The sequence below is a fragment of the Pseudomonas sp. PME37.24/006 genome, assembly GCF_055556635.1.
In genome coordinates, this window is the sequence record NZ_JBVHNL010000004.1 from 894,908 (window position 1) to 913,751 (window position 18,844).

17 protein-coding genes and 1 pseudogene are annotated in these 18,844 nt (G+C 63.4%); 2 read left to right on the forward strand and 16 right to left on the reverse strand.

Annotated elements, in window-relative coordinates; genetic code table 11:
* Window positions 1-3: 3 nt before the first annotated feature.
* The 4 genes from ACZ3GY_RS20165 to ACZ3GY_RS20180 form a co-directional block, all read right to left on the reverse strand.
* A complete protein-coding gene (locus ACZ3GY_RS20165; RefSeq protein ID WP_092371750.1) occupies window positions 4-669 on the reverse strand; it encodes an amino acid ABC transporter permease in 666 nt (221 codons plus the stop codon).
* Complete coding sequence (lhpI, locus tag ACZ3GY_RS20170; RefSeq protein WP_465911741.1) at window positions 662-2,473, reverse strand: cis-3-hydroxy-L-proline dehydratase; 1,812 nt, start codon at window positions 2,471-2,473, stop codon at window positions 662-664. The genes ACZ3GY_RS20165 and lhpI overlap by 8 nt, the downstream gene beginning before the upstream one ends.
* Window positions 2,474-2,609: 136 nt before the next feature.
* Window positions 2,610-3,428, reverse strand: coding sequence for an ABC transporter substrate-binding protein (locus tag ACZ3GY_RS20175; protein ID WP_225836978.1), 819 nt, complete (start codon window positions 3,426-3,428; stop codon window positions 2,610-2,612).
* Window positions 3,429-3,648: 220 nt separating this feature from the next.
* Entirely contained in the window at window positions 3,649-4,398 is a 750-nt protein-coding gene (locus tag ACZ3GY_RS20180) for an AraC family transcriptional regulator (protein WP_463563057.1), read from the reverse strand.
* Window positions 4,399-4,608: 210 nt separating this feature from the next.
* Here ACZ3GY_RS20180 and ACZ3GY_RS20185 point away from each other — a divergent pair, with 210 nt between their 5' ends.
* Entirely contained in the window at window positions 4,609-7,026 is a 2,418-nt protein-coding gene (locus ACZ3GY_RS20185; RefSeq protein WP_465911742.1) for a glucose/quinate/shikimate family membrane-bound PQQ-dependent dehydrogenase, read from the forward strand.
* 858 nt (window positions 7,027-7,884) lie between these two features.
* Here ACZ3GY_RS20185 and ACZ3GY_RS20190 read toward each other — a convergent pair.
* From ACZ3GY_RS20190 to folE2, 12 genes and pseudogenes are all read right to left on the reverse strand, one after another.
* The gene (locus ACZ3GY_RS20190) at window positions 7,885-9,150 is read right to left on the reverse strand and encodes an FAD-dependent oxidoreductase (protein WP_465911743.1); all 1,266 of its coding nucleotides are present in this window, start codon (window positions 9,148-9,150) and stop codon (window positions 7,885-7,887) included.
* Window positions 9,147-9,383: a (2Fe-2S)-binding protein gene (locus tag ACZ3GY_RS20195; RefSeq protein WP_465911744.1), complete on the reverse strand. Its 237-nt coding sequence runs from the start codon at window positions 9,381-9,383 to the stop codon at window positions 9,147-9,149. Before ACZ3GY_RS20195 ends, ACZ3GY_RS20190 begins: the two co-directional genes overlap by 4 nt.
* Window positions 9,376-10,500: an NAD(P)/FAD-dependent oxidoreductase gene (locus ACZ3GY_RS20200; RefSeq protein ID WP_465911745.1), complete on the reverse strand. Its 1,125-nt coding sequence runs from the start codon at window positions 10,498-10,500 to the stop codon at window positions 9,376-9,378. The genes ACZ3GY_RS20195 and ACZ3GY_RS20200 overlap by 8 nt, the downstream gene beginning before the upstream one ends.
* A complete protein-coding gene (locus tag ACZ3GY_RS20205; RefSeq protein ID WP_465911746.1) occupies window positions 10,497-11,570 on the reverse strand; it encodes a proline racemase family protein in 1,074 nt (357 codons plus the stop codon). Before ACZ3GY_RS20205 ends, ACZ3GY_RS20200 begins: the two co-directional genes overlap by 4 nt.
* Window positions 11,571-11,800: 230 nt before the next feature.
* Entirely contained in the window at window positions 11,801-12,364 is a 564-nt protein-coding gene (locus tag ACZ3GY_RS20210) for an NUDIX hydrolase (RefSeq protein WP_463563063.1), read from the reverse strand.
* Window positions 12,365-12,369: 5 nt separating this feature from the next.
* Window positions 12,370-13,119 (reverse strand): GntR family transcriptional regulator, encoded by a 750-nt coding sequence (locus tag ACZ3GY_RS20215; RefSeq protein WP_463563064.1) that lies wholly within the window; start codon window positions 13,117-13,119, stop codon window positions 12,370-12,372.
* 37 nt (window positions 13,120-13,156) lie between these two features.
* Complete coding sequence (locus tag ACZ3GY_RS20220) at window positions 13,157-13,555, reverse strand: carboxymuconolactone decarboxylase family protein (RefSeq protein WP_463563065.1); 399 nt, start codon at window positions 13,553-13,555, stop codon at window positions 13,157-13,159.
* A gap of 135 nt (window positions 13,556-13,690) precedes the next feature.
* Window positions 13,691-14,176, reverse strand: a complete 486-nt coding sequence (locus tag ACZ3GY_RS20225; RefSeq protein ID WP_465911747.1) for a flavin reductase family protein — start codon at window positions 14,174-14,176, stop codon at window positions 13,691-13,693.
* 20 nt (window positions 14,177-14,196) lie between these two features.
* Entirely contained in the window at window positions 14,197-15,678 is a 1,482-nt protein-coding gene (locus ACZ3GY_RS20230) for an aldehyde dehydrogenase (protein WP_465911748.1), read from the reverse strand.
* The gene (locus ACZ3GY_RS20235; RefSeq protein ID WP_465911749.1) at window positions 15,675-16,508 is read right to left on the reverse strand and encodes an alpha/beta fold hydrolase; all 834 of its coding nucleotides are present in this window, start codon (window positions 16,506-16,508) and stop codon (window positions 15,675-15,677) included. The genes ACZ3GY_RS20230 and ACZ3GY_RS20235 overlap by 4 nt, the downstream gene beginning before the upstream one ends.
* 13 nt (window positions 16,509-16,521) lie before the next feature.
* Window positions 16,522-17,112, reverse strand: a complete 591-nt coding sequence (locus ACZ3GY_RS20240; protein ID WP_225836545.1) for an amino acid synthesis family protein — start codon at window positions 17,110-17,112, stop codon at window positions 16,522-16,524.
* A 334-nt stretch (window positions 17,113-17,446) separates the two neighbouring features.
* Window positions 17,447-18,343, reverse strand: a pseudogene (gene folE2, locus ACZ3GY_RS20245) (GTP cyclohydrolase FolE2).
* Window positions 18,344-18,425: 82 nt separating this feature from the next.
* On the opposite strand from folE2, the gene dksA reads away from it, so the two are divergent.
* Complete coding sequence (dksA, locus tag ACZ3GY_RS20250; protein ID WP_463563071.1) at window positions 18,426-18,830, forward strand: RNA polymerase-binding protein DksA; 405 nt, start codon at window positions 18,426-18,428, stop codon at window positions 18,828-18,830.
* The last annotated feature ends 14 nt before the right edge of the window (window positions 18,831-18,844 follow it).

The window sequence follows — 18,844 nt, forward strand, 5'->3', positions numbered from 1 at the left end:
TCCTCAGTAACGGAACAGGCGCCAGGCCAGCAGCCGGGCAACCGCTACGATCGCCTTGGCGATCAGGTAATACAGCACCGCCGCGATGGCGAAGAACTCGAAGGTGCGGAAGGTCTTGACGTTGTAGTCCTGGGTGACGCCGGTGAGGTCGTTGTTGAGGCCGACGATCACCCCCAGCGACGTCATCAGCACGGCCCAGACCATCTGGTTGGTCAGCGGGTAGAAGACGATGCGCAGCAGCTGCGGCACGACGATCATCCGGTAGGCCTGAAAGGCGCTCATGCCCAGCGAACGCGCGGCACGCACCTGGGTGTCGGGCACGGCCTTGAGACCACCGCGGAAGTTTTCCGCCAGGTAACCGGCGTTGTTGAAGGTGATGCCGGCCAGCAGCGCGACCCAGGAGCTGACGTGCCAGCCCATCGAGCCCAGACCGAAGTACAGGATGTAGATCTGGAACAGCGACGGCGTGTTGCGCGCGATGGATACCCAGCCATTGGCGAAGCCACGGGCCACGGGGTTCTTCAGCTCACGCATCACCGTCAGGGCGAGGGCGATGAGTACGCCGAAGATCATCGACAGGGCGGCCGTTTCGAAGGTCACCCAGGCGCCGGCGAGCATGTCGGGCAGAGCCTTGAATGCCTGGCGCCAATGGAAGGTGTAATCAAACATGCGTGGGGTTCTCCACAGGGGAAGCCGGTTGCAGCCAGCGCGGCAGACGGCCGCTGGCCTGGCCCGAACAGGCGGCGTCGACGCACTCGGCCAAGCTGGCGAAGTGCACCGAACGGCCGACCAGCCCGGGCGCGTAATGGGCGTATTTGCCCGAGTTGGTCATCAGGGTGCGGCAACGGGTCGGCACCACCGGCTCGCCGAGCATGCACCAGCAGGTGTCGGTCACCAGCGTCGCACCGAAGGCTTCCAGCACGCTCAGGTAGCCGGCCGCGCGAGCCTGTTCGAGAATCGCTCGACCGCAGGTGATCACCAGGCTTACCTGAGCACTCTTGCTGCGGCCCGTGCACAGGTGCGCGAGGTGGGCGAATTCGCTGAGCGAGAAGTGCGGATTACCGAGCGCAATCAGGCCTACCTCGGCTTCATCAGCGCTGTTGAGTTCGTCCCAGCTGCGCCGCAGATCGGTGAGGGTGACCGGCTCGGTGGGCGTCGATTCGGCGCTGTGGATAACGTTCTCCGGGTGCCTGGCTTCCGGCGTCACCCCGGCGATATGGAACAGTGGTGCTGCCGAACTGGTGGCGAAGGCGGCGCCAAAGGCCTTGAGATCGTCCAGGCTCGGCTGGGCCTTCTCAAGGCCGTGTACCAGCGCAATGCCGCTGCCGCAGAGCAGGCCGACGTGGTAGCCGAGAAGCGGGTAGAAGGCATCATCCAGCTCGGCGAGCTCTGGCAGCTCGATCTGCAGGCTGGCCATGCGGTGCTCGTCGAGGTGACAGCCGACCCTGGGCGCGCGGCCGGTGAGGGCGATGCAGATATCCAGGTAATCGGGATATTTGAGGGTACGTGCCCCGAGCACGCTGTTGGCGTAGACCACCGCATTGGACTCGGCCCAGACGATCTGCTCGCCCTCGGCCGGCGCGCTGTCCAGCAGGTAGGGCGCACAGGTGAAACTGAGCTGGGCGCCCATGGCCATGTAGGCATCGCCGAGTGCACTGGCCGGTTCGCCGAATGCGGCATCGATGCCCAGTGCACGCCAGCGGCGTTGATCCACGGAAATCGAGTTGAGGGTGGTCGGTACTCGCACCTTGGCTCCCCAGGCCACCAGTTGCTCGGCGAAGCGCAGGCTGGCCGGGCCGGTGTAGATGCAGCCGTCGATATGCGCCTGGGTGACATCCAGCAGTTCGCTGGCGCCCTGCAGCTCTGCCATGCGCAGCACCAGCTGCATGGCCACCTGTGCAGCCTTGCCCTGGCTACCGTCGAGCAGGGCACGGTCGCTTTCGCTCAATTGCAGGGCGCTGGCGAACAGCGGCTGCTGATGTATTGAAGCCACACCTGTCGGCCGGGCGTCGGCCGGGCGCTGTGGATAAAGCTGCAGCCGCTCACCGTCGAGGCGGGCGTAAGCCTGGCCACGCAAGCGGGTGAAGGCTTCGTGACCGATGCACAGCACGGCAATGGAACGCTGGAACAGCAGTTCAGCCACCCACACGCCCAGTGTGAGGATCTCGTCTGCCTCGGCGAGCACCAGGGCGCTAGGCGCGTGGTCGCCGCTGAGCAGCTCCATCATCACACTGCTGCCGGTGCAGGAGCCGCGGCCGCTAGGAATCGCCAGCACGCGGCCCGCCAGGTTCTGGCCACTGAGCGGGTGATGACGGTCGATCACCTCGCCCGTGAACGGGTCGACGCCGCCCCAGAAACTCAGGCCCATCTCGGCGAACAGCAACTCACCCTCGGCACACCCGGCGACCAGGCTGCGGCCCTGAATGGCGCAGGCTGGCAGGTGGGTCGAGGCATGGTCAGCGACTGTTGGCATCGATGGCTCCAGGCGTGAATAAAAAGCCCGGCGCCATGGGGCGCGCGAGCATGAAATCGTGGGTGTTGCTGGTCGGGTGGGTCAGGCCACGCGGGTTAGGCGCTGCGCCTCAACCCACCCTAGGAATGGCCGTTGATCAGTAGTACACGCCCGGCACGGTCAGGTTGGCCGGTTTGATTTCGTCGCCGACCCACTTCTTCCACAGCTCGTCGTAACGGCCGCTGCGTACCTGCTGGTTGACGAACAGGTTGAGGTAGTTGATCAGGCCGTACTCGTCACGCTTGGCTGCGAGGGACACGTAGTCGACGACGTAGGGCGCATCACCGACCACTTTCAGACCTTTGTACTTGCCGGACTTGAGGGTGGCAGCGGCTACGGTGTTGGTGACCACGGTGGCGGCGATGTGGCCCTGAGCGACAGCGAGGATGGTGTCGTTCTGCGACTGATAGGCGCGGAAGCTGCCGTCGCCCCAGGCTTTCACGTCCTTCTCCAGGGCGATAGCTTCGTAGGTGCCGCTGGTGTTACCCACGGCCTTGCCCTTGAGGTCTTCGTATTTGCTGATTCCGGTGTCGTCGCGGGTCAGCACGACCATCTGGAAGGCGAAGTAAGGCACGGTCAGGCCTACGGTCTTGGCGCGCTCCAGGGTGTCAGAGGTGGAGGCGACGATCACGTCGGCACGGCCGGAAACCAGCGCAGGGATACGATCCGGGAACGGTGTTTCCACCACTTCGGCATCGACGCCGAGCACTTTCGCCAGATCGTTGCAGTAGTCGACGTCGAAGCCGATCGGCTGGTTCTTGTCGTCACGCGAGCCCATGGGCGGGAAATCCAAGGTGACTGCGCAGCGCAGCTTGCCGGATTCGATGATCGAGTCGAGTTTGTCGGCGTGTGCGGTGCCGATCAGGGTGGTGCTAAGTACTGCGCTGAGGGCTACGGCAAAAGCGGGGTTTTTCATAGGAGCCTCGAAACTGTGCAGACAATCGTTATAGGAAATTTCGTATACGATATTTCATATGCAACGGCTGTGCCTGTTCTGACGCTTTCTGTGCAAGCCCCTATGGATGGTGGGTTGAGCGGGAATAAGGGGGAAACCAGCGGTTATTACGGGAAGCGGGATGTTACAGATGGGAGCAATGCTGCCTCACCGGCGCCCCATTTCGGAACACTAGTCGGTATCAGCCATTATGCGAATCGCGAAACTGGCTGGGTGTCAGCCCGGTCAGCGCCCTGAACTGGCGGCTGAAGGCACTGTGATCGGTGTAACCGCAGCGCAGGGCGATCTCGGTGATCGGCAGATCCTGCAGCAGCAGGCGGCTGGCCTCGCCGAGGCGCGCCTTGTGGATCATCTGCCGCGGGGTGAGCTGGAAGATGCGTTTGCAGTGGCGCTCCAGTTGCGCCACCGACAGCCCGGCCAGTTCGGTGAGCTCGGCCAGGCTGATCGGCCGGGCGAAGTGCTCGCGGATATGCGCGTCCACCGCCGCCAGCTTCGGATAGGCCGGGTGGCTCGATTGCGGTAGTTGCACGTCCCGGGAAATACCGGCCACCCCGATGATCTCACCTGCAGGGTTGCGCAACGCCAGTTTATGGGTCAGGCACCAGACGGGCTGATTGCCGTAATAGAGGTGCAACTCCAGCTGATCGGCAAGATGGCTGCCGTCCGTGAGTACCCGCCGATCCTGCGCCGTGTAGGAGGGCCCGAAGTTGGCCGGGAACACCTGCTCGGCAGTCATCCCGAGCAGCTTGGCCTTGCTCTTGAAGCCCAGCCGCTGCGTCAGTGTCTGGTTGACCAACGCGTAGCGCGCTTGCGTGTCCTTGATGAAAAACACCACCTCGGGCATGGCATCGAGCAACGGCTCGATCTGCCGGAGGCTGGCGATCAACGCAGGTAAGTCTTGATGTAGAGCGGCGGGCAGCAGAGTTTGCATGGCGAGTGGTGGCTGATCAGAAGGCGCTGAGCCTAGCGCGTCGGATTGACGCAGGAAAATGTACCGTTTGGTTAATTTACGGGTGCGACTCGTTCCGTTTCGGTGCACACTGGCACGCATACCAATTATTACAAACAGTATCGGCGACTATCCTTAGGGGTAGCGGCGTCGATGCTGTGTCTCTGTGTTCGTGAAAAACAGGATAAAACGATGAATGATGGTAAAGGTGCCCCGCGCGGCACACGTGCACTATTGCTGATCGTCGGCGTGTTGATCGCCTTGGTCGGCCTTGTCTTGCTCGGCGGCGGTGCATATCTGGCCAGCCTCGGCGGCAGTTGGTACTTCCTGCTCATGGGCCTGGCCGTGCTGGCCAGCGGCGCGCTGATCGCCGCTCGCAAACCTTCGGGCGCCTGGCTGTTCGCCCTGGCGCTGCTCGGTACCGTGATTTGGGCACTGGTCGATGTCGGCCTGGTGTTCTGGCCACTGTTCTCACGCCTGTTCACCTTTGGTGTGATCGCCCTGGTCGTCGCGCTGATCTACCCGACCCTGAAGAAGGCAGCCGGTGATCGCGGCGGGCGTGGTGGCTATGCGCTGGCCGCCGTGCTGGCGGTGGCGCTGATCGCCAGCTTCAGCGGCACCTTCGTGGCTCACCCCAGCGTGGCGGCGAGCGGTGACGGCCCGGCCGTGCAGCCGGTCGATCCGACCCAGGCCCAGAAGAACTGGGAGCATTACGGCAATACCGCTGGCGGTAGCCGTTTCGCTGCGCTGGATCAGATCACCCGCGCCAACGTGAAGGATCTGCAGGTCGCCTGGACGTATCACACCGGCGACGTGGCGGAGAGCAACGGCAACGGTGCCGAAGATCAGCTCACTCCGCTGCAGGTGGGTGACAAGGTGTTCATCTGCACCCCACACAACAACATCATCGCCCTCGATGCCGATACCGGCAGCGAGCTGTGGCGCAACGACATCAACGCCCAGGCTTCGGTCTGGCAGCGTTGCCGTGGCCTGGCCTACTTCGACGCCGATGCGCCACTGCAGCAGCCTGATGCTGCGGGTGCCGTCGCGGTGCCGACCGTGGCCATCGCCGAAGGCGCCAACTGCCGTCGTCGTCTGCTGACCAACACCATCGACGCCCGCCTGATCGCGGTAGATGCCGACACCGGCGCACTTTGCGAAGGCTTCGGCGAGAATGGCCAGGTCGACCTCAAGGCCGGTCTGGGCGCTGCGCCGGATCCGCATTACCAACTCACCTCGCCGCCGCTGTTGGCCGGTACCACCGTCGTGGTGGGTGGGCGCGTGGCCGACAACGTGCAGACCGATATGCCTGGCGGCGTGATCCGTGGTTTCGATGTGGTCACTGGCGCCATGCGCTGGGCGTTCGATCCGGGTAACCCGGAAGATCGTCAGGCTCCGTCCGATGACCAGACCTACGTGCGCAGCACGCCGAACTCGTGGGCGCCGATGTCCTACGATCCGGCGATGAATACCGTGTTTCTGCCCATGGGCAGCCCGTCCACCGACCTTTACGGTGCCGAGCGTACCGAGCTTAACCACAAGTATGGCGCCTCGATCCTCGCCCTGGACGCCACCACTGGTGCGGAAAAGTGGGTCTACCAGACCGTGCACAACGACCTCTGGGACTTCGACCTGCCGATGCAGCCCAGCCTGATCGATTTCCCCAAGGCCGACGGCAGCAAGGTGCCAGCCGTGGTGATTGGCACCAAGGCCGGGCAGATCTTCGTGCTCGACCGTGCTACCGGCCAACCGCTGACTGAAGTCGTTGACGTAACGGTCAAGGCGGCGGACATCAAAGGTGAGCAGTACGTACTCAAGCAGCCGCTGTCGGTGGGTATGCCGCAGATCGGTGCGCAGACGCTGACCGAGTCGGACATGTGGGGCGCCACGCCGTTCGACCAGATGCTGTGCCGCATCAACTTCAAGCAGATGCGTTACGAGGGCCTCTACACTGCACCGGGCACCGATGTGTCGCTGAGCTTCCCAGGCTCCCTGGGCGGGATGAACTGGGGTGGCCTGTCCACCGACCCGGTCAATGACTACATCTTCGTCAACGACATGCGTCTTGGCCTGTGGGTGCAGATGATCCCGGCGGAGAACCGCGGTGAGGCCTCGTCGGGCGGTGAAGCCATCAACACCGGCATGGGTGCGGTGCCGCTCAAGGGCACGCCTTATGCGGTCAACAAGAACCGCTTCCTGTCGCTGGCTGGCATTCCTTGCCAGGCGCCGCCGTTCGGCACGCTGACTGCCATCGACATGAAGACCCAGAAGATCGCCTGGCAGGTGCCGGTCGGTACTGTGGAAGACACCGGTCCGCTGGGCATCAAGATGCGTCTGCCGATGCCGGTTGGCATGCCGACCCTGGGCGGCTCGCTGGCCACCCAGTCCGGCCTGGTGTTCTTCGCCGGTACCCAGGACTACTACCTGCGCGCCTTCGATAGCGGCACCGGCAAGGAAGTCTGGAAACAGCGCCTACCGGTGGGTAGCCAAGGTACGCCAATGACCTACGTGTCGCCGAAGACTGGCAAGCAGTTCATCGTGGTTACCGCTGGCGGCGCCCGTCAGTCGCCGGATCGCGGTGACTACGTGATCGCCTACGCGCTGCCGTAAGTTCGCCTGTACGGTAATCGAGGCCGCATCGCCCGAAAGGGGATGCGGCCTTTTTCATGCCTGCGATTCGGGTGGCTGAAAGCCTGAGGGATTCGCCTCAAAGCAGGGACACGCGAGTTATCCACATTGTGTAGGAGCCCGCTTGCGGGCGAGGCGGTGGTGGCCGATCAGTAAGTGCGCGTGATGGCTGCCAATCGCTGGCAAGGGCTAGGCGCCCCCCGCTCCTACGATAAGGCCCTGAGTTACCCACAAGACGCAGAGATGCGGCCCAGAGGAGATTCTCGGGGTATTTGGATAGGAAAGGGAGCTGGCCGTAGCCATGGGGAGGGAAACAAGGCTGAATGCCAGAAAGCAGAAAGGGGAGCCGAAGCTCCCCTAAATCTTATTCGAATCATCGTTCTTATTAGTGCTACCGGCCTTTTGTTCTTGTTTTAGCCGCGGCCCCCAAAGGGGGCCAAGAGCGAACGGATTTGTTTGGACGCTGATGTTGCCGTGATCCTGAGATCCAACCCGTCTGTCGCTGCCTTACAAAGCAGTTTTATTCTTCTCGACCCGGTTGCGGTACAAGCCCGATGGCGGTCCTCTCCAAAGAAATCAGTTAGCTGCGTCTCTGCGATTTTGTCTTTCTTATGCTAGAGCCGTTGTTTTGTTCTTGTTATCAGATGTGTCTTGTTATTTTTGTTGTGCGGAACATAGAGCATATCCTGTGCCAATTTTAGAATATCTATATTTTTCAATGATTTAGTGATTTATGGTTTTTGCGTAACGGTTTTCAGCTGCTGAAAGCGTTACCGCACTACTCGGTTTGTTACCGTTTGATGGAACACTGGAACACCTTTTTACAAATGAGATTCATTTCTATGGCTGGGCGCTCTGGGCCGCGCTTTCCAGTTGCATCAGGGTTTCGATTCGAGTCGGGCCGAAAGGTGGGCGGGGCGCCGCAGGCTGCCAATCGAACAGGTATTGGGTGGCCGCGCCGCAGATCCGGCCCTGGCAGGCACCCATTCCGCAGCGGGTCGCCAGCTTCGCTTCGCGCCAGTTGCTGTGCGCGGCTACGGCGGCGTAGGGCACGTCCTCGCAGCGGCATAGCAGGGTATCCGGCTCGGCCAGGTGTTTGAGTGCCGGGTCGAGGGCGAATCGCCTGTTCAACTCGTCGGCAAAGCGCTGCCAGCGCGCGCGTCCTTTCCACAAGTGTTGCGCAGCCTCACGGTTACCGGCTGCGGCATGGCCGGCGATGCTGCCCTCGACCAAAGCCAGCTCGCTGCCGCCGAAGCCGGTGCACTCGCCTGCGGCGTAGATACCGCTCACATCGGTGGCCTGCCAGGCATCCACCTTGATGGCGTTGTTACCCAGCGCACAGCCAAGGGCCTGCCCCAGTTGCACGTTGGCAATCAGGCCGAAGCCGCAGGCGAGGCGCTCGCACTCCAGCTCTTCGATCTTGCCGCCGCGCTGCAGGCGTACGCCTTCCAGGCGATCCTTGCCCAGTGCGGCGACGATCCGGGTACCAGGGCGGTAACCGCCGTCGAACAGGCTGAAGGACTGCAACAGCTTGTGCGGCCAGCGCGGCAGCTGCATGGCGAAGGCGGCGACTGCTCCTGCCGATACCTGCTCGGCGATGCGCAACACTTTGGCGCCGTTGTGCTTCGCTGTACCCGCGCTGGCCAGCAGCAGCGGGCCGCTGCCGGCGATCACGATGCGTTCATCGGCTACCGGCAGTCCGCCCTTGATCAGCGCCTGCAGGCCACCGGCACCGGTAACACCGGGCAATGTCCAACCGGGAAACGGCAGTAACAACTCGCGCGCGCCGGTACACAGGATCAGCTTGCGGTAGGCGATCACCCAGCCGCGCTCGGGATCTTCCACCAGCAGTGCATGGCTGCCGGATCGTGCCACCACGCGAGTGGCGGCGTGACGCTGGATATTGCGGTGCGCATCCACCGCATCGCGCAGGCGGCGGGCCTGTGCGGGGATGCTGGCCTGAGCGCCGTCCCGCCAGATTTGCCCACCGGGCAGCGGGTTATCGTCGAGCAGCACCACCTGCGTGCCATCGTTGGCGGCGGCCAGCGCTGCCGACAGGCCCGCCGGGCCGGCACCGATGATCAGTACTTCCGTCTGTTCGCTCATGGCCGCGTCTCCACGCGCATGCCATCGAGGCACAGAGTCTGGCAGGCCAGGCGGCGCAGGCCGTCGATGGTCACCCGGCATTCCTGGCAGACGCCCATGCCGCACAGTGGCGCACGGCGCTGGCCGCTGACCGAGGTGCGCGCGCTGCCATCACCGCCCAGCGCCAGGGCTGCGGCGACCGTGGTGCCTGGCGCTACGCTGAGCGGGCGGCCGTCGAGATGCAGGTCAGGCATGCGTGGGGTCTCCAGCTTGGCTCAGGTAACGTCGCGGCGAATAAGCCGCCGCAGGAATGGGCTCGGCCTCGTTGAACAGCAGTGCGGCCAGTAGATCGGCAGTACCCGGCGCAGCGGTAACACCCAGCCCTTCGTGGCCGACCGCCAGCCATAGACCGGGCTGCGCGGGGTGCTCGCCAATCAGCGGCATGCCGTCTGGCGTGGCAGCACGAAAGCCCGCCCAGGCGCGGATGCCATTGAGTTGCGCCAGGCCCGGCGCATAGCTCGCGGCATGCTTGAGCATGCGTGCCAGCAACCAGCCGTCGACTTCAGGATCAAGGGTATCGAACTGCCTGGAGGTACCAATGAACAGCTGGCCCGTCGGCCGCGGCTGAATGTTGCAGGCCACCGAGGCGCCGCTGGTGTTATGCACGCTGGTCAGGTAGCTCAGCTCGGTGATGGTGTGAGTGACCGGATGCGGGTAGCGATCGGTGATCAGCAGATGGCCTTTCTTCGGCGCGATGGGCAACTCCGGGCACAACTCCACGGCCTGGATGCCGTTGGCGAGCACCACGGCATCGGCGCTCAGCCAGCCGCCGTCTTCTAGGCGTACGCGGTTGCCGTCCAGCTCCATGACCTTGGCGCGGCGTTGTGTGATGCCTGGTACATCGAGCATCCAGCGAGCGGTGTTCGGTGCGTAGAGAATGCCGTCGTCGGGCAGACGCAGGGCGCCGTGCAGGCCATCGCGCAGGATTGGCTCCATCCCCTGCAGGGCGTGTCCGGGCACCATCTCGCAGCGAATTCCCTCGGCACGCAGGTTGACGCTCTTGGCTTCCGCCGCCGCCAATTCCTGCTCGTTGGCGGCCAGCCACAGCGTGCCGTTGTTACGGTAGGCGCAGTCGTCCGGCAACTGCGGGCCCAGCTCGCGCCAGCGGTGTACCGAGTAGCGGCTGATGTCGAGTTCGGCCTGGTTGTCATCGAGCACCAGCAAGTGCCCCATGCCGGCAGCGGTGGCACCGTGCAGACCGGCATCGATCACCAGCACTTGCTGGCCACGGCGGGCCAGTTCGCGGGCGCAGGCAGCGCCGATGATGCCGGCGCCGATGACGATCACATCAGCGACCCGCGTCGGATTCACGGGCGAATGCCCCAGGCGAACGGGTCGTCCTGTTCGAGCAGCAGGGTTGCCTCGGCGCTGATATTGGCGCGGCCGCGGATGGTCGGAATCACCTTGTCGTCCTGCCATTCGAACGAACCGTCGAACACGCTGCCGATCACGCTGGCCTGACGCCAGATCTCACCGGGTTGCAGCTTGCCATCGGCGGCCAGGCAGGCCAGCTTGGCGCTGGTGCCGGTGCCGCAGGGCGAGCGGTCGTAGGCCTTGCCGGGGCACAGCACGAAGTTCCTGCTGTCGGCTCGCAGCGAAGCTGCTGCGCTCGATGATGCTGCGTTGGGAGCTGGCGAAAAATGCTCATTTACAGCCAGTAAACTGCGCTTTTTCGCCAGTTCCCGCCTTGCCTCCTCTTCGCTCGCGACGCTTGGCTGCGAGCCTTCCTGCTGTTCATCTTCTGCAAACAGCTCGATATGGTCGATCAGGCCGCCGTCCTCGCCACGAACGCCCTGATCCTCGAGCGCTTTCTGTACCGCGTAGGTATACGCGGTGAGGGCTTCGACGTTGTCACCGGCGATGCGCTGGCCGTGGTCGGCGATCAGGAAGAACCAGTTGCCGCCCCAGGCGATATCGCCCTGCACCGAGCCGTAGCCTGGCACCTGCAGTTCGACGGCCTGGCGGTAACGGTAGGACGGCACGTTGCGCACACTGACCGAGCGATCTTCATGCAGGGTCGCCTCCACAGTGCCCACTGGCGTTTCGATCTTGTGCACGCCAGCGCCGATGCGGCCCATATGTGCCAGCGATACCACCAGGCCGATGGTGCCGTGCCCGCACATACCGAGGTAGCCAGTGTTGTTGAAGAAGATCACTCCGGCACAGGCGCTGGGGTCGACGGGCTCGCAGAGCAGGGCGCCAACCAGCACGTCATTGCCGCGCGGCTCGAGAATGCAGGCGGCGCGCCAGGCATCGTGCTCGCTGGCCAGCAGCTGTTTGCGCTCAGCCATGCTGCCCTTGCCGAGATCAGGAAAGCCGCTGACCACCAGCCGGGTCGGCTCGCCGCCGGTATGGGAGTCGATCACTTCGATGCGTTTCATGGGAGCTGTGCCTGTGTGCCGTTTGAGTGGCTACAGCGTGACGCGAGGCGTGCTGCCGCGGCTTGAAGGATTTGCGCGAGGACGATGACGAAATCGGCATAGTGCTCCAGGTCATCGCCTGGCAGACATTTGTTGCGCCTCGCCTAGGGTGAGCGACCGTAACAAGGCGCTAGCTGACGTTTGTTGTGGGGAGGTGAGCAGATCGCTCCTCACGCTCTGCATGCTGAACTTCAGCGAATAAAGTGCACCTTGCCCGTGTCGTCGCTGCCCATGTAGATCCCGTAGCTGCCGGTTTCGCGTTCGGCGATGTAGCGTTCGAGGATCTGGCGGATGGCCGGGTAGTAGATCTGCTCCCAGGGAATATCCTCGGGGGCGAAGAAGCGGCGGGCCAGGGTTTCGCTGCCGAAGTAGCCGGTGTCGTGCAGCAGCTGGGCGCGGAAGATCAGGTACACCTCGCTGATCGAGGGCACGCTGAAGATCGAATAGGGGCAGAGGATTTCGGCGACCACACCGGCTTCCTCGCGCACTTCACGCAGCGCCGCCTCTTCGGTGGTTTCGCCGTTCTCCATGAACCCTGCGGGCAGTGTCCAGGTACCGACGCGCGGCGCGATGGCGCGTTGGCAGAGCAGATAGCGGCCGTCCTGCTCGATGATACAGCCGGTGATGATCTTGGGGTTTTCGTAGTGGATATACCCGCAGCCGGCACATACCAGCCTCGAGTGGTCGTCGCCGGCCGGACGGCGCCGTTCCAGCGTCGCGCCGCCGCATTGCTGACAGAAGCGCGGGCTGGGCATGGGGGTCAGCGCCCGATACGCGGGTCTTTCAGACCGATGGGGGCAACGATGTCACGCGCCTTGGCACCTTCCTGTTTGGCTTCCAGGTATTCCAGGGCGACCTTGGCCGCGGCACGCACGTGATCGACCGACGCCTGATGAGCGGCCAGTGGATCGCCACTCTTGATCGCCTCGACCATGCGCTCCATTTCTTCGTTACTGGTGCTGCGGCGATTGGTCTGCGATACCGAGGTGGCGCGCAGATAGCTGATACGCGCCTGCAACTGACGCAGCTGGGTGGCGGCGATGTCGTTGCCCGAGCCTTCCATCAGCACGTTGTAGAACTCCTGCACCGACTCCAGCACCTCCGGCAGCTCGCCCTCTTCGAGGGTTTTGCGGTTGTTCTCCAGAGCGCGTTCCAGGGCGCGGATGTCCTTGGCGCGTGCGCGCAGGGTGAACAGCTGAACGATCATGCCTTCCAGTACACAGCGCAACTCGTAGAGATCGCAGGCGTCTTCCAGGGTGATGATCGCCACGCGCGGGCCCTTGGCGTCGGCGAACTCCACCAGGCCTTCGGACTCCAGATGGCGCAGCGCTTCGCGCACCGAGGTACGGCTGACCCCCAGCCGATCGCACAGATCGCGCTCCACCAGGCGGTCACCGGGCAGCAGCTGGAAGTTCATGATGGCGCTGCGCAGCTTGTCCAGAACGATCTCCCGCAGGGTCACGGGGTTGCGGTTGACCTTGAAGCTATCGTCGATCGGCTGGCGTTTCATGGTTAGGGCTCGAGTTATAGGTATGGGATCACTCAAACTATGCCTCGCCCTGCTGGGTCTCGGCATCCGCTTCGGCGAAAGCCTCACGGGCGATGCGGAAGCTGTCGACTGCGGCAGGCACGCCGCAGTAGATGCCGACCTGCAGCAGAATCTCGCGAATCTGCTCGCGGCTGAGGCCGTTGCGCAGGGCGCCGCGAATGTGCAGCTTCAGCTCGTGCGGGCGATTGAGCGCGGAAATCATGGCCAAGTTTATCATGCTGCGTTCCTGCATCGATAAGCCTTCACGGCCCCACACATGCCCCCAGCAGTATTCGGTGACCAGCTCCTGCAGCGGGCGGTTGAAGTCGTCGGCGTTCTCTATCGAGCGCTTCACGTAATCCTCGCCCAGTACCTGGGTACGAATCTGCAGCCCCTTCTCGTACTTGTCGTTGCTCATGCTGTCACCTCCGTTCAACGATCGCCGATCAGGCCGATCTGAGTTTCAGGTAATCATCGATGCCGCTGCAGGCGGTCTGCATGCCGCTAAGTGCAGTGGCCTGTGAAGAAGGCAGCGCAAAGGGCTGCAAATACCTTAGGTGAAAGCGGGTAGGGCGCCGAGTTTGCCGCGGTGATAGATCATCGGCACCGGGGCGACTTCAGGCAGAATCAGGTTCTTTACTGCGCCGACCATGATGGCGTGGTCACCGCCGTCATACTCACGCCACAGCTCGCACTCGATGATCGCGGCGGCGTTTTTCAGCAGTGGGTTGCCTTGCTCGCTTAGTGTCCATTCGATGCCCGCGGCCTTGTCCTTGCCCTTGCCGGCGAAGGCATAAGCTTCGGCCTGTTGCTCGGCGGACAGCAGGTGAATCGCGAAGCGCTTGCTGTCGCGCAGCAACGGGTAGGAGTCGGAGGCGTAGTTGGGGCAGAACAGCACCAGCGCCGGGTCGATCGACAGCGCGCTGAAGGCGCTGGCGGTGATGCCGACGATGCCGCCATCCGGGCCCAGGGTGGTGACGATGGTCACCCCCGAAGGGAAGGCGGCCATGACGGATTTGTACAGTCCGGGTTCGATCATTTGTACTTTCCTCGATGCGCTCAGCGCATCACGAACGGGTCGGGCATCGGCGCTTGCGACAGGTTGATCCACACCGTTTTCAGTTCGGTGTAGGCGAGTACCGAGTCGATGCCGCTTTCACGGCCGTAGCCGCTGTTCTTGAAGCCACCGATCGGCGCCATGGCCGATACGGCACGGTAGGTGTTGACCCATATGATGCCTGATCGCACGCCCTTGGCCAGGCGATGGGCGCGGCCCAGATCGCGGGTCCAGATGCCGGCAGCGAGGCCGAACTGCGAGTCGTTGGCCATGGCCAGCGCTTCGGCCTCGTCCTTGAAGCGGATCACCGAGGCCACCGGGCCGAAGACTTCTTCCTGCATGATGGTCATCGAATGGTCGTCGCATTCGAACAGGGTCGGCTCGTAATACCAGCCTTCGCCGTCGACCTGGGGGCGTTTGCCACCCAGGCGCAACGTCGCACCTTCGGCGACGGCAGTGGCGACCAGACGCTCGACCACGGCCAGTTGCTGAGCGGTGGCCATGGGGCCCATCTCGCTGGCATCGTCCTGCGGGTTGCCGATGCGGATGCGCTTGGCGCGCTCGACCAGGCGTTCGACGAATTCATCGTAGATGCTGTCCTGCACCAGCAGCCGCGACCCGGCCACGCAACTCTGCCCGGAGGCGGCGTAGATGCCGGCGACCACACCATTCACGGCGCTGTCGAGATCAGCGTCGGCGAAGATGATGTTCGGCGATTTGCCGCCCAGCTCCAGCGACAGCTTGGCGAAGTTCTCCGCACTGGCGCGCACCACATGGCGTGCGGTGGCGGCGCCGCCGGTGAAGGCGATCTTGCGTACCAGCGGGTGACTGGTCAGCGCCGCACCGGTGGTCGGCCCGTAGCCGGTTACCACGTTGACCACGCCGGCCGGAAAGCCCGCCTCCAGAGCCAGGCGAGCCAGTTCGAGGATGGTTGCCGAGGCATGCTCCGAGGGTTTGAGCACCATGGTGTTGCCCGCCGCCAGGGCTGGCGCGAGCTTGATGGCGGTCAGGTACAGCGGGCTGTTCCAGGGAATGATCCCGGCTACCACGCCAATCGGCTCGTGGGTGGTGTAGGCGAACATGTCCGGCTTGTCGAGGGGCAGGGTGCCGCCTTCGAGCTTGTCGGCCAGGCCTGCGGTGTAGTGGAAGAACTCCGGCAGATAGCCGACCTGGCCGCGGGTTTCGCGGATCAGCTTGCCGTTGTCACGGCTCTCCAGCTGGGCCAGGGCTTCCTTGTTCTCGGCGATCAGGTCGCCGAGACGACGCAGCAGTTTGCCCCGTGCAGTGGCGCTCAGGTTGCGCCAGACCGGGTTGTCGAACGCTGCCTGAGCGGCCTGCACAGCGCGCTCGACGTCTTCGCCGGCAGCATCCGGAAGCACTGCCCAGGCCTGAGCGCGCGCCGGGTCGAGGCTCTCGAAGGTCTTGCCGGACTGCGCGTCGACCCACTGGCCGTCAATGCACATCTGATAGCGTGCGAGTGTCATGCGACGATCCCCTTTGCAGTGTTCTGCAGCTGGCTGGCTTCTCTGAGGAATTCCAGCAGCATCTGGTTTACCAGGCGCGGCGATTCCACCGGCATCATATGCCGTTGTTCGGCCAGCACCACGGCCCTGGCGCCTGGGATGCACTGCGCCAGTTGTTCGGCCATCTGCGGTGTCGAGCCCGGATCGAGCTCACCGGTAGCGATCAGCGTCGGCACGCGGATATCAGCCAGATCGTCGGCGCGATACATGTCCTGAGTGGCGAACAGCGTATAGGTAGTCAGATAGCCCTGGGCATCGTTGCTGGCCAGGGTCTGGCGTATGGCGGCGATCTGTGCCGGGTTGGCAGCCTGGTACTCACGGCTGAACCAGCGCGACAGCGCGGCTTCGGCATTGGCGTCAGGGCCATGTTCGGCGGCCTGGGCCGTGCGCTCGATAACGCCTGCACGCTGTTCCAGGCTGCGGTTGAACACGCTGTTGAGTACCACCAGGGCGGCGATGCGCTGCGGGTAGTGCAGCGCGAAGGCGCGAGCGACTAAACCGCCCATGGAAAAGCCGATCACCGTGGCCTGCTGCTGACCGAGGTGATCGAGCAGTTCGCGCAACTGGTCGGCGTAACCGGCCAGGTCGGTGTCGATTGCCGGTCGCGGGCTATCGCCGTGGCCGAGCATGTCATAGACGATGACCTGGAAATGCTGGGCCAGGCCAACCACCTGGCCGCCCCACATGTCCTTGGTCAGGCCGACACCGTGGATCAACACCACGGGTTGGCCCTGGCCGATCACCCGGTAACTGGTGCCGGCGGGGGTACGTTCAGCGAGATGCCGAATCATGGCCTGCTCCCGATTACTGCGCCTTCTCGGCGGCCAGTTCTTCCAGATCGATGTAACGGTTACCGATGCGCGGGTGCAGGCGACCGCCATTGGCGGCACCCAGTACCACGACGATTTCGTCGGCACGCGGTGCATCTTCGATCTGCATTTCCAGAGTGATGTAGTGCGAGCGCAGGCCTTCATCGTCCTTGTGCATCATCGGAATCTGGATCGAAGTACCCGGGCCACCGCGCTTGTTGGTAAAGCTCAGGTAGCTCTTGGCCTTGACCGCTTCGCGGTAGTGATTGCCGAAGCGCAGGGTGTGGATAACGGCCGAGGCGTGCTCGATTTCACCATCGGCACCGACCACGGCAGCCTTGCCGTAGGCCTCGATCTTGTCGGCACCGCCGATGGCGGCGATCAGGCGCGCGACCATCAGTTCACCCAGCTCGGAGCAGTTGGCCTTGATCACTGGCTTGAGGTCTTCGACGAAGCCGTTGCCAACCCACGGGTTCTTGATCACGACGGCCAGACCGACCATGGTGACCGGCTTGTCGGTGGCCTTGCCGCCTTCGATCAGGGTTTCTTCTACATAGCTGACGATCTTGCGAATCTCGAAACTCATGGCAGCTCCTTTGGCTGGTTGGTGTTGAGTATTATGGTATACCAGAATACGCAATATGCAAGCATCTCTGAAAGTCAGGCACAGCGCCGCCTTGGCAGCAATCAGGGAGAGCGCTAGCTGGTTGAAAATGGTTGTTTTAGGCAGGGATGAATTGCAGATGCATGATGGTTCCCACGCTCCGCATGAGAACCCAGCCTGGGGCGCTCTGCGCCCCGACCGTTATCACTTCACTGGCGGTGAATCGGACGCGCAGCATCCTGCCGAGGCGTTCCCACGCGGAGCGTGAGGAACGATCAGCGTGCGGTCTTGATGGTTACCACTCTCCCAGTGTGCCTCAGCGCCAGTTGTGGCTGGCGCAGGCCACTGCGTCATGGGCATGCAGGCTTTCGGCATGGGTGACCTGGATATGCAAGCCGCTGACGCCTGACATTACCCGAACCGCCTCATGCAGGCGGCGGGCGGCGTCCTCGCAGAACATCAGATTCTGGCCGTTGGCCAGGGCGAAGGCCTGTTCGTCAGCGCGTTTGACAGCGGTCTGCACGGCGGTGCCCAGGGCAGCCTCCGAGCGCTCGAGCAGTTCGATGAAGGGCAGGGCGTCAGCATCGCTTTCCAGGCGAATCCGAATCTCTGCATCGCTGCGTTGGCTATGCGGTGTGGCGACGATGCCGGAATTGCTACCCAGCTAGGCATGCACCTGCTCGAACTCCGGCGTGCGCTCGGCGAAGTCGTCGCTGAAGCGCTGCTGGATCAGTTGCCGCGCCAGGGCCGCCGAGCAGGGGCAGGTCGAGGAGTAATTCACCTGCAAACCCAGCTCCAGATGAAAACCGCCCGGGTCGAGGTGCGAGCGGATGGTCAGTGGGTAGGCCTTGTAGCCGGACAGTGGGCTGACCAGTGCTGGCCGCTCGATCAGCCACTCACCGCGCAGATCCAGGTGTGCGCATAGCGACAGACCCTGGTGGCTGTCCAGAAAGCTTTGCAGCACCTGGCGCAACGAGGCGGGCGACAGCGGTTCGCGCTGCAAGTGGGCCAGCGCCAGATACAGGCGTGACATGTGGATGCCGCGTGTCTGGCCGTCGTCCAGGCTCACGCCGGCATCGACCCTTGCGCTGATGACCTGTTCCCCTATCCGCACGGGCAGAGCAATGCCGCGCATACCGACCCAGTCGAGGGTGGCGGCGGAGTTGGCGCTGCGCTGTGCGGCGATATCGGGCAGGTTGGTCTGGAGGCTCATTGATCACCTTTGCTTGGCGTGCATGACGATTTGGCTTTAAATGTTATATTATAACACTTAAAGTTAATCCAGTGAGCCCACCATGACCGCCGATGAACTGCTTGCCCTGCCGCCCCAGGACTACATGAACGAAGCCCAGCAGGGTTTCTTCCGGGATCTGCTGATCCGTCAGCGTGAGGAGTTGCAGCAACGCATCGACGATGAATTCGGCGCGCTGCGCGAACAGGAGCGGCCCGCCGACGAGGCCGACATCGCCAGCCGCGAAGAGCAGCACCAGTGGCAGATGCGCCTGCTGGAGCGGGAAAAGAAGTTGCTCGACAAGATCGATGAAGCCCTCGAGCGGCTAGCCCATGGTGAGTACGGCTGGTGCCGCGAAACCGTTGAGCCGATTGGCCTGCGTCGCCTGCTGCTGCGGCCCACGGCCAGCCTGTGTATCGAGGCGAAAGAGCGCGAAGAACAGCGCGAACGCCACAAACGCTCCGTGTAATGCCTGAAGCCCTG

Bases quoted from the DNA above. Each gene is read 5' to 3' on its own strand.
- ACZ3GY_RS20215 (WP_463563064.1), bottom strand. From the start codon at position 13,119: ATGAAACGCCAGCCGATCGACGATAGCTTCAAGGTCAACCGCAACCCC.
- ACZ3GY_RS20235 (WP_465911749.1), bottom strand. From the start codon at position 16,508: ATGATTCGGCATCTCGCTGAACGTACCCCCGCCGGCACCAGTTACCGG.
- ACZ3GY_RS20210 (WP_463563063.1), bottom strand. From the start codon at position 12,364: ATGCCCAGCCCGCGCTTCTGTCAGCAATGCGGCGGCGCGACGCTGGAA.
- ACZ3GY_RS20190 (WP_465911743.1), bottom strand. From the start codon at position 9,150: ATGAGCGAACAGACGGAAGTACTGATCATCGGTGCCGGCCCGGCGGGC.
- lhpI (WP_465911741.1), bottom strand. From the start codon at position 2,473: ATGCCAACAGTCGCTGACCATGCCTCGACCCACCTGCCAGCCTGCGCC.
- ACZ3GY_RS20225 (WP_465911747.1), bottom strand. From the start codon at position 14,176: ATGATCGAACCCGGACTGTACAAATCCGTCATGGCCGCCTTCCCTTCG.
- ACZ3GY_RS20220 (WP_463563065.1), bottom strand. From the start codon at position 13,555: ATGAGCAACGACAAGTACGAGAAGGGGCTGCAGATTCGTACCCAGGTA.
- ACZ3GY_RS20180 (WP_463563057.1), bottom strand. From the start codon at position 4,398: ATGCAAACTCTGCTGCCCGCCGCTCTACATCAAGACTTACCTGCGTTG.
- ACZ3GY_RS20240 (WP_225836545.1), bottom strand. From the start codon at position 17,112: ATGAGTTTCGAGATTCGCAAGATCGTCAGCTATGTAGAAGAAACCCTG.
- dksA (WP_463563071.1), top strand. From the start codon at position 18,426: ATGACCGCCGATGAACTGCTTGCCCTGCCGCCCCAGGACTACATGAAC.
- ACZ3GY_RS20185 (WP_465911742.1), top strand. From the start codon at position 4,609: ATGAATGATGGTAAAGGTGCCCCGCGCGGCACACGTGCACTATTGCTG.
- ACZ3GY_RS20165 (WP_092371750.1), bottom strand. From the start codon at position 669: ATGTTTGATTACACCTTCCATTGGCGCCAGGCATTCAAGGCTCTGCCC.
- ACZ3GY_RS20230 (WP_465911748.1), bottom strand. From the start codon at position 15,678: ATGACACTCGCACGCTATCAGATGTGCATTGACGGCCAGTGGGTCGAC.
- ACZ3GY_RS20195 (WP_465911744.1), bottom strand. From the start codon at position 9,383: ATGCCTGACCTGCATCTCGACGGCCGCCCGCTCAGCGTAGCGCCAGGC.
- ACZ3GY_RS20205 (WP_465911746.1), bottom strand. From the start codon at position 11,570: ATGAAACGCATCGAAGTGATCGACTCCCATACCGGCGGCGAGCCGACC.
- ACZ3GY_RS20175 (WP_225836978.1), bottom strand. From the start codon at position 3,428: ATGAAAAACCCCGCTTTTGCCGTAGCCCTCAGCGCAGTACTTAGCACC.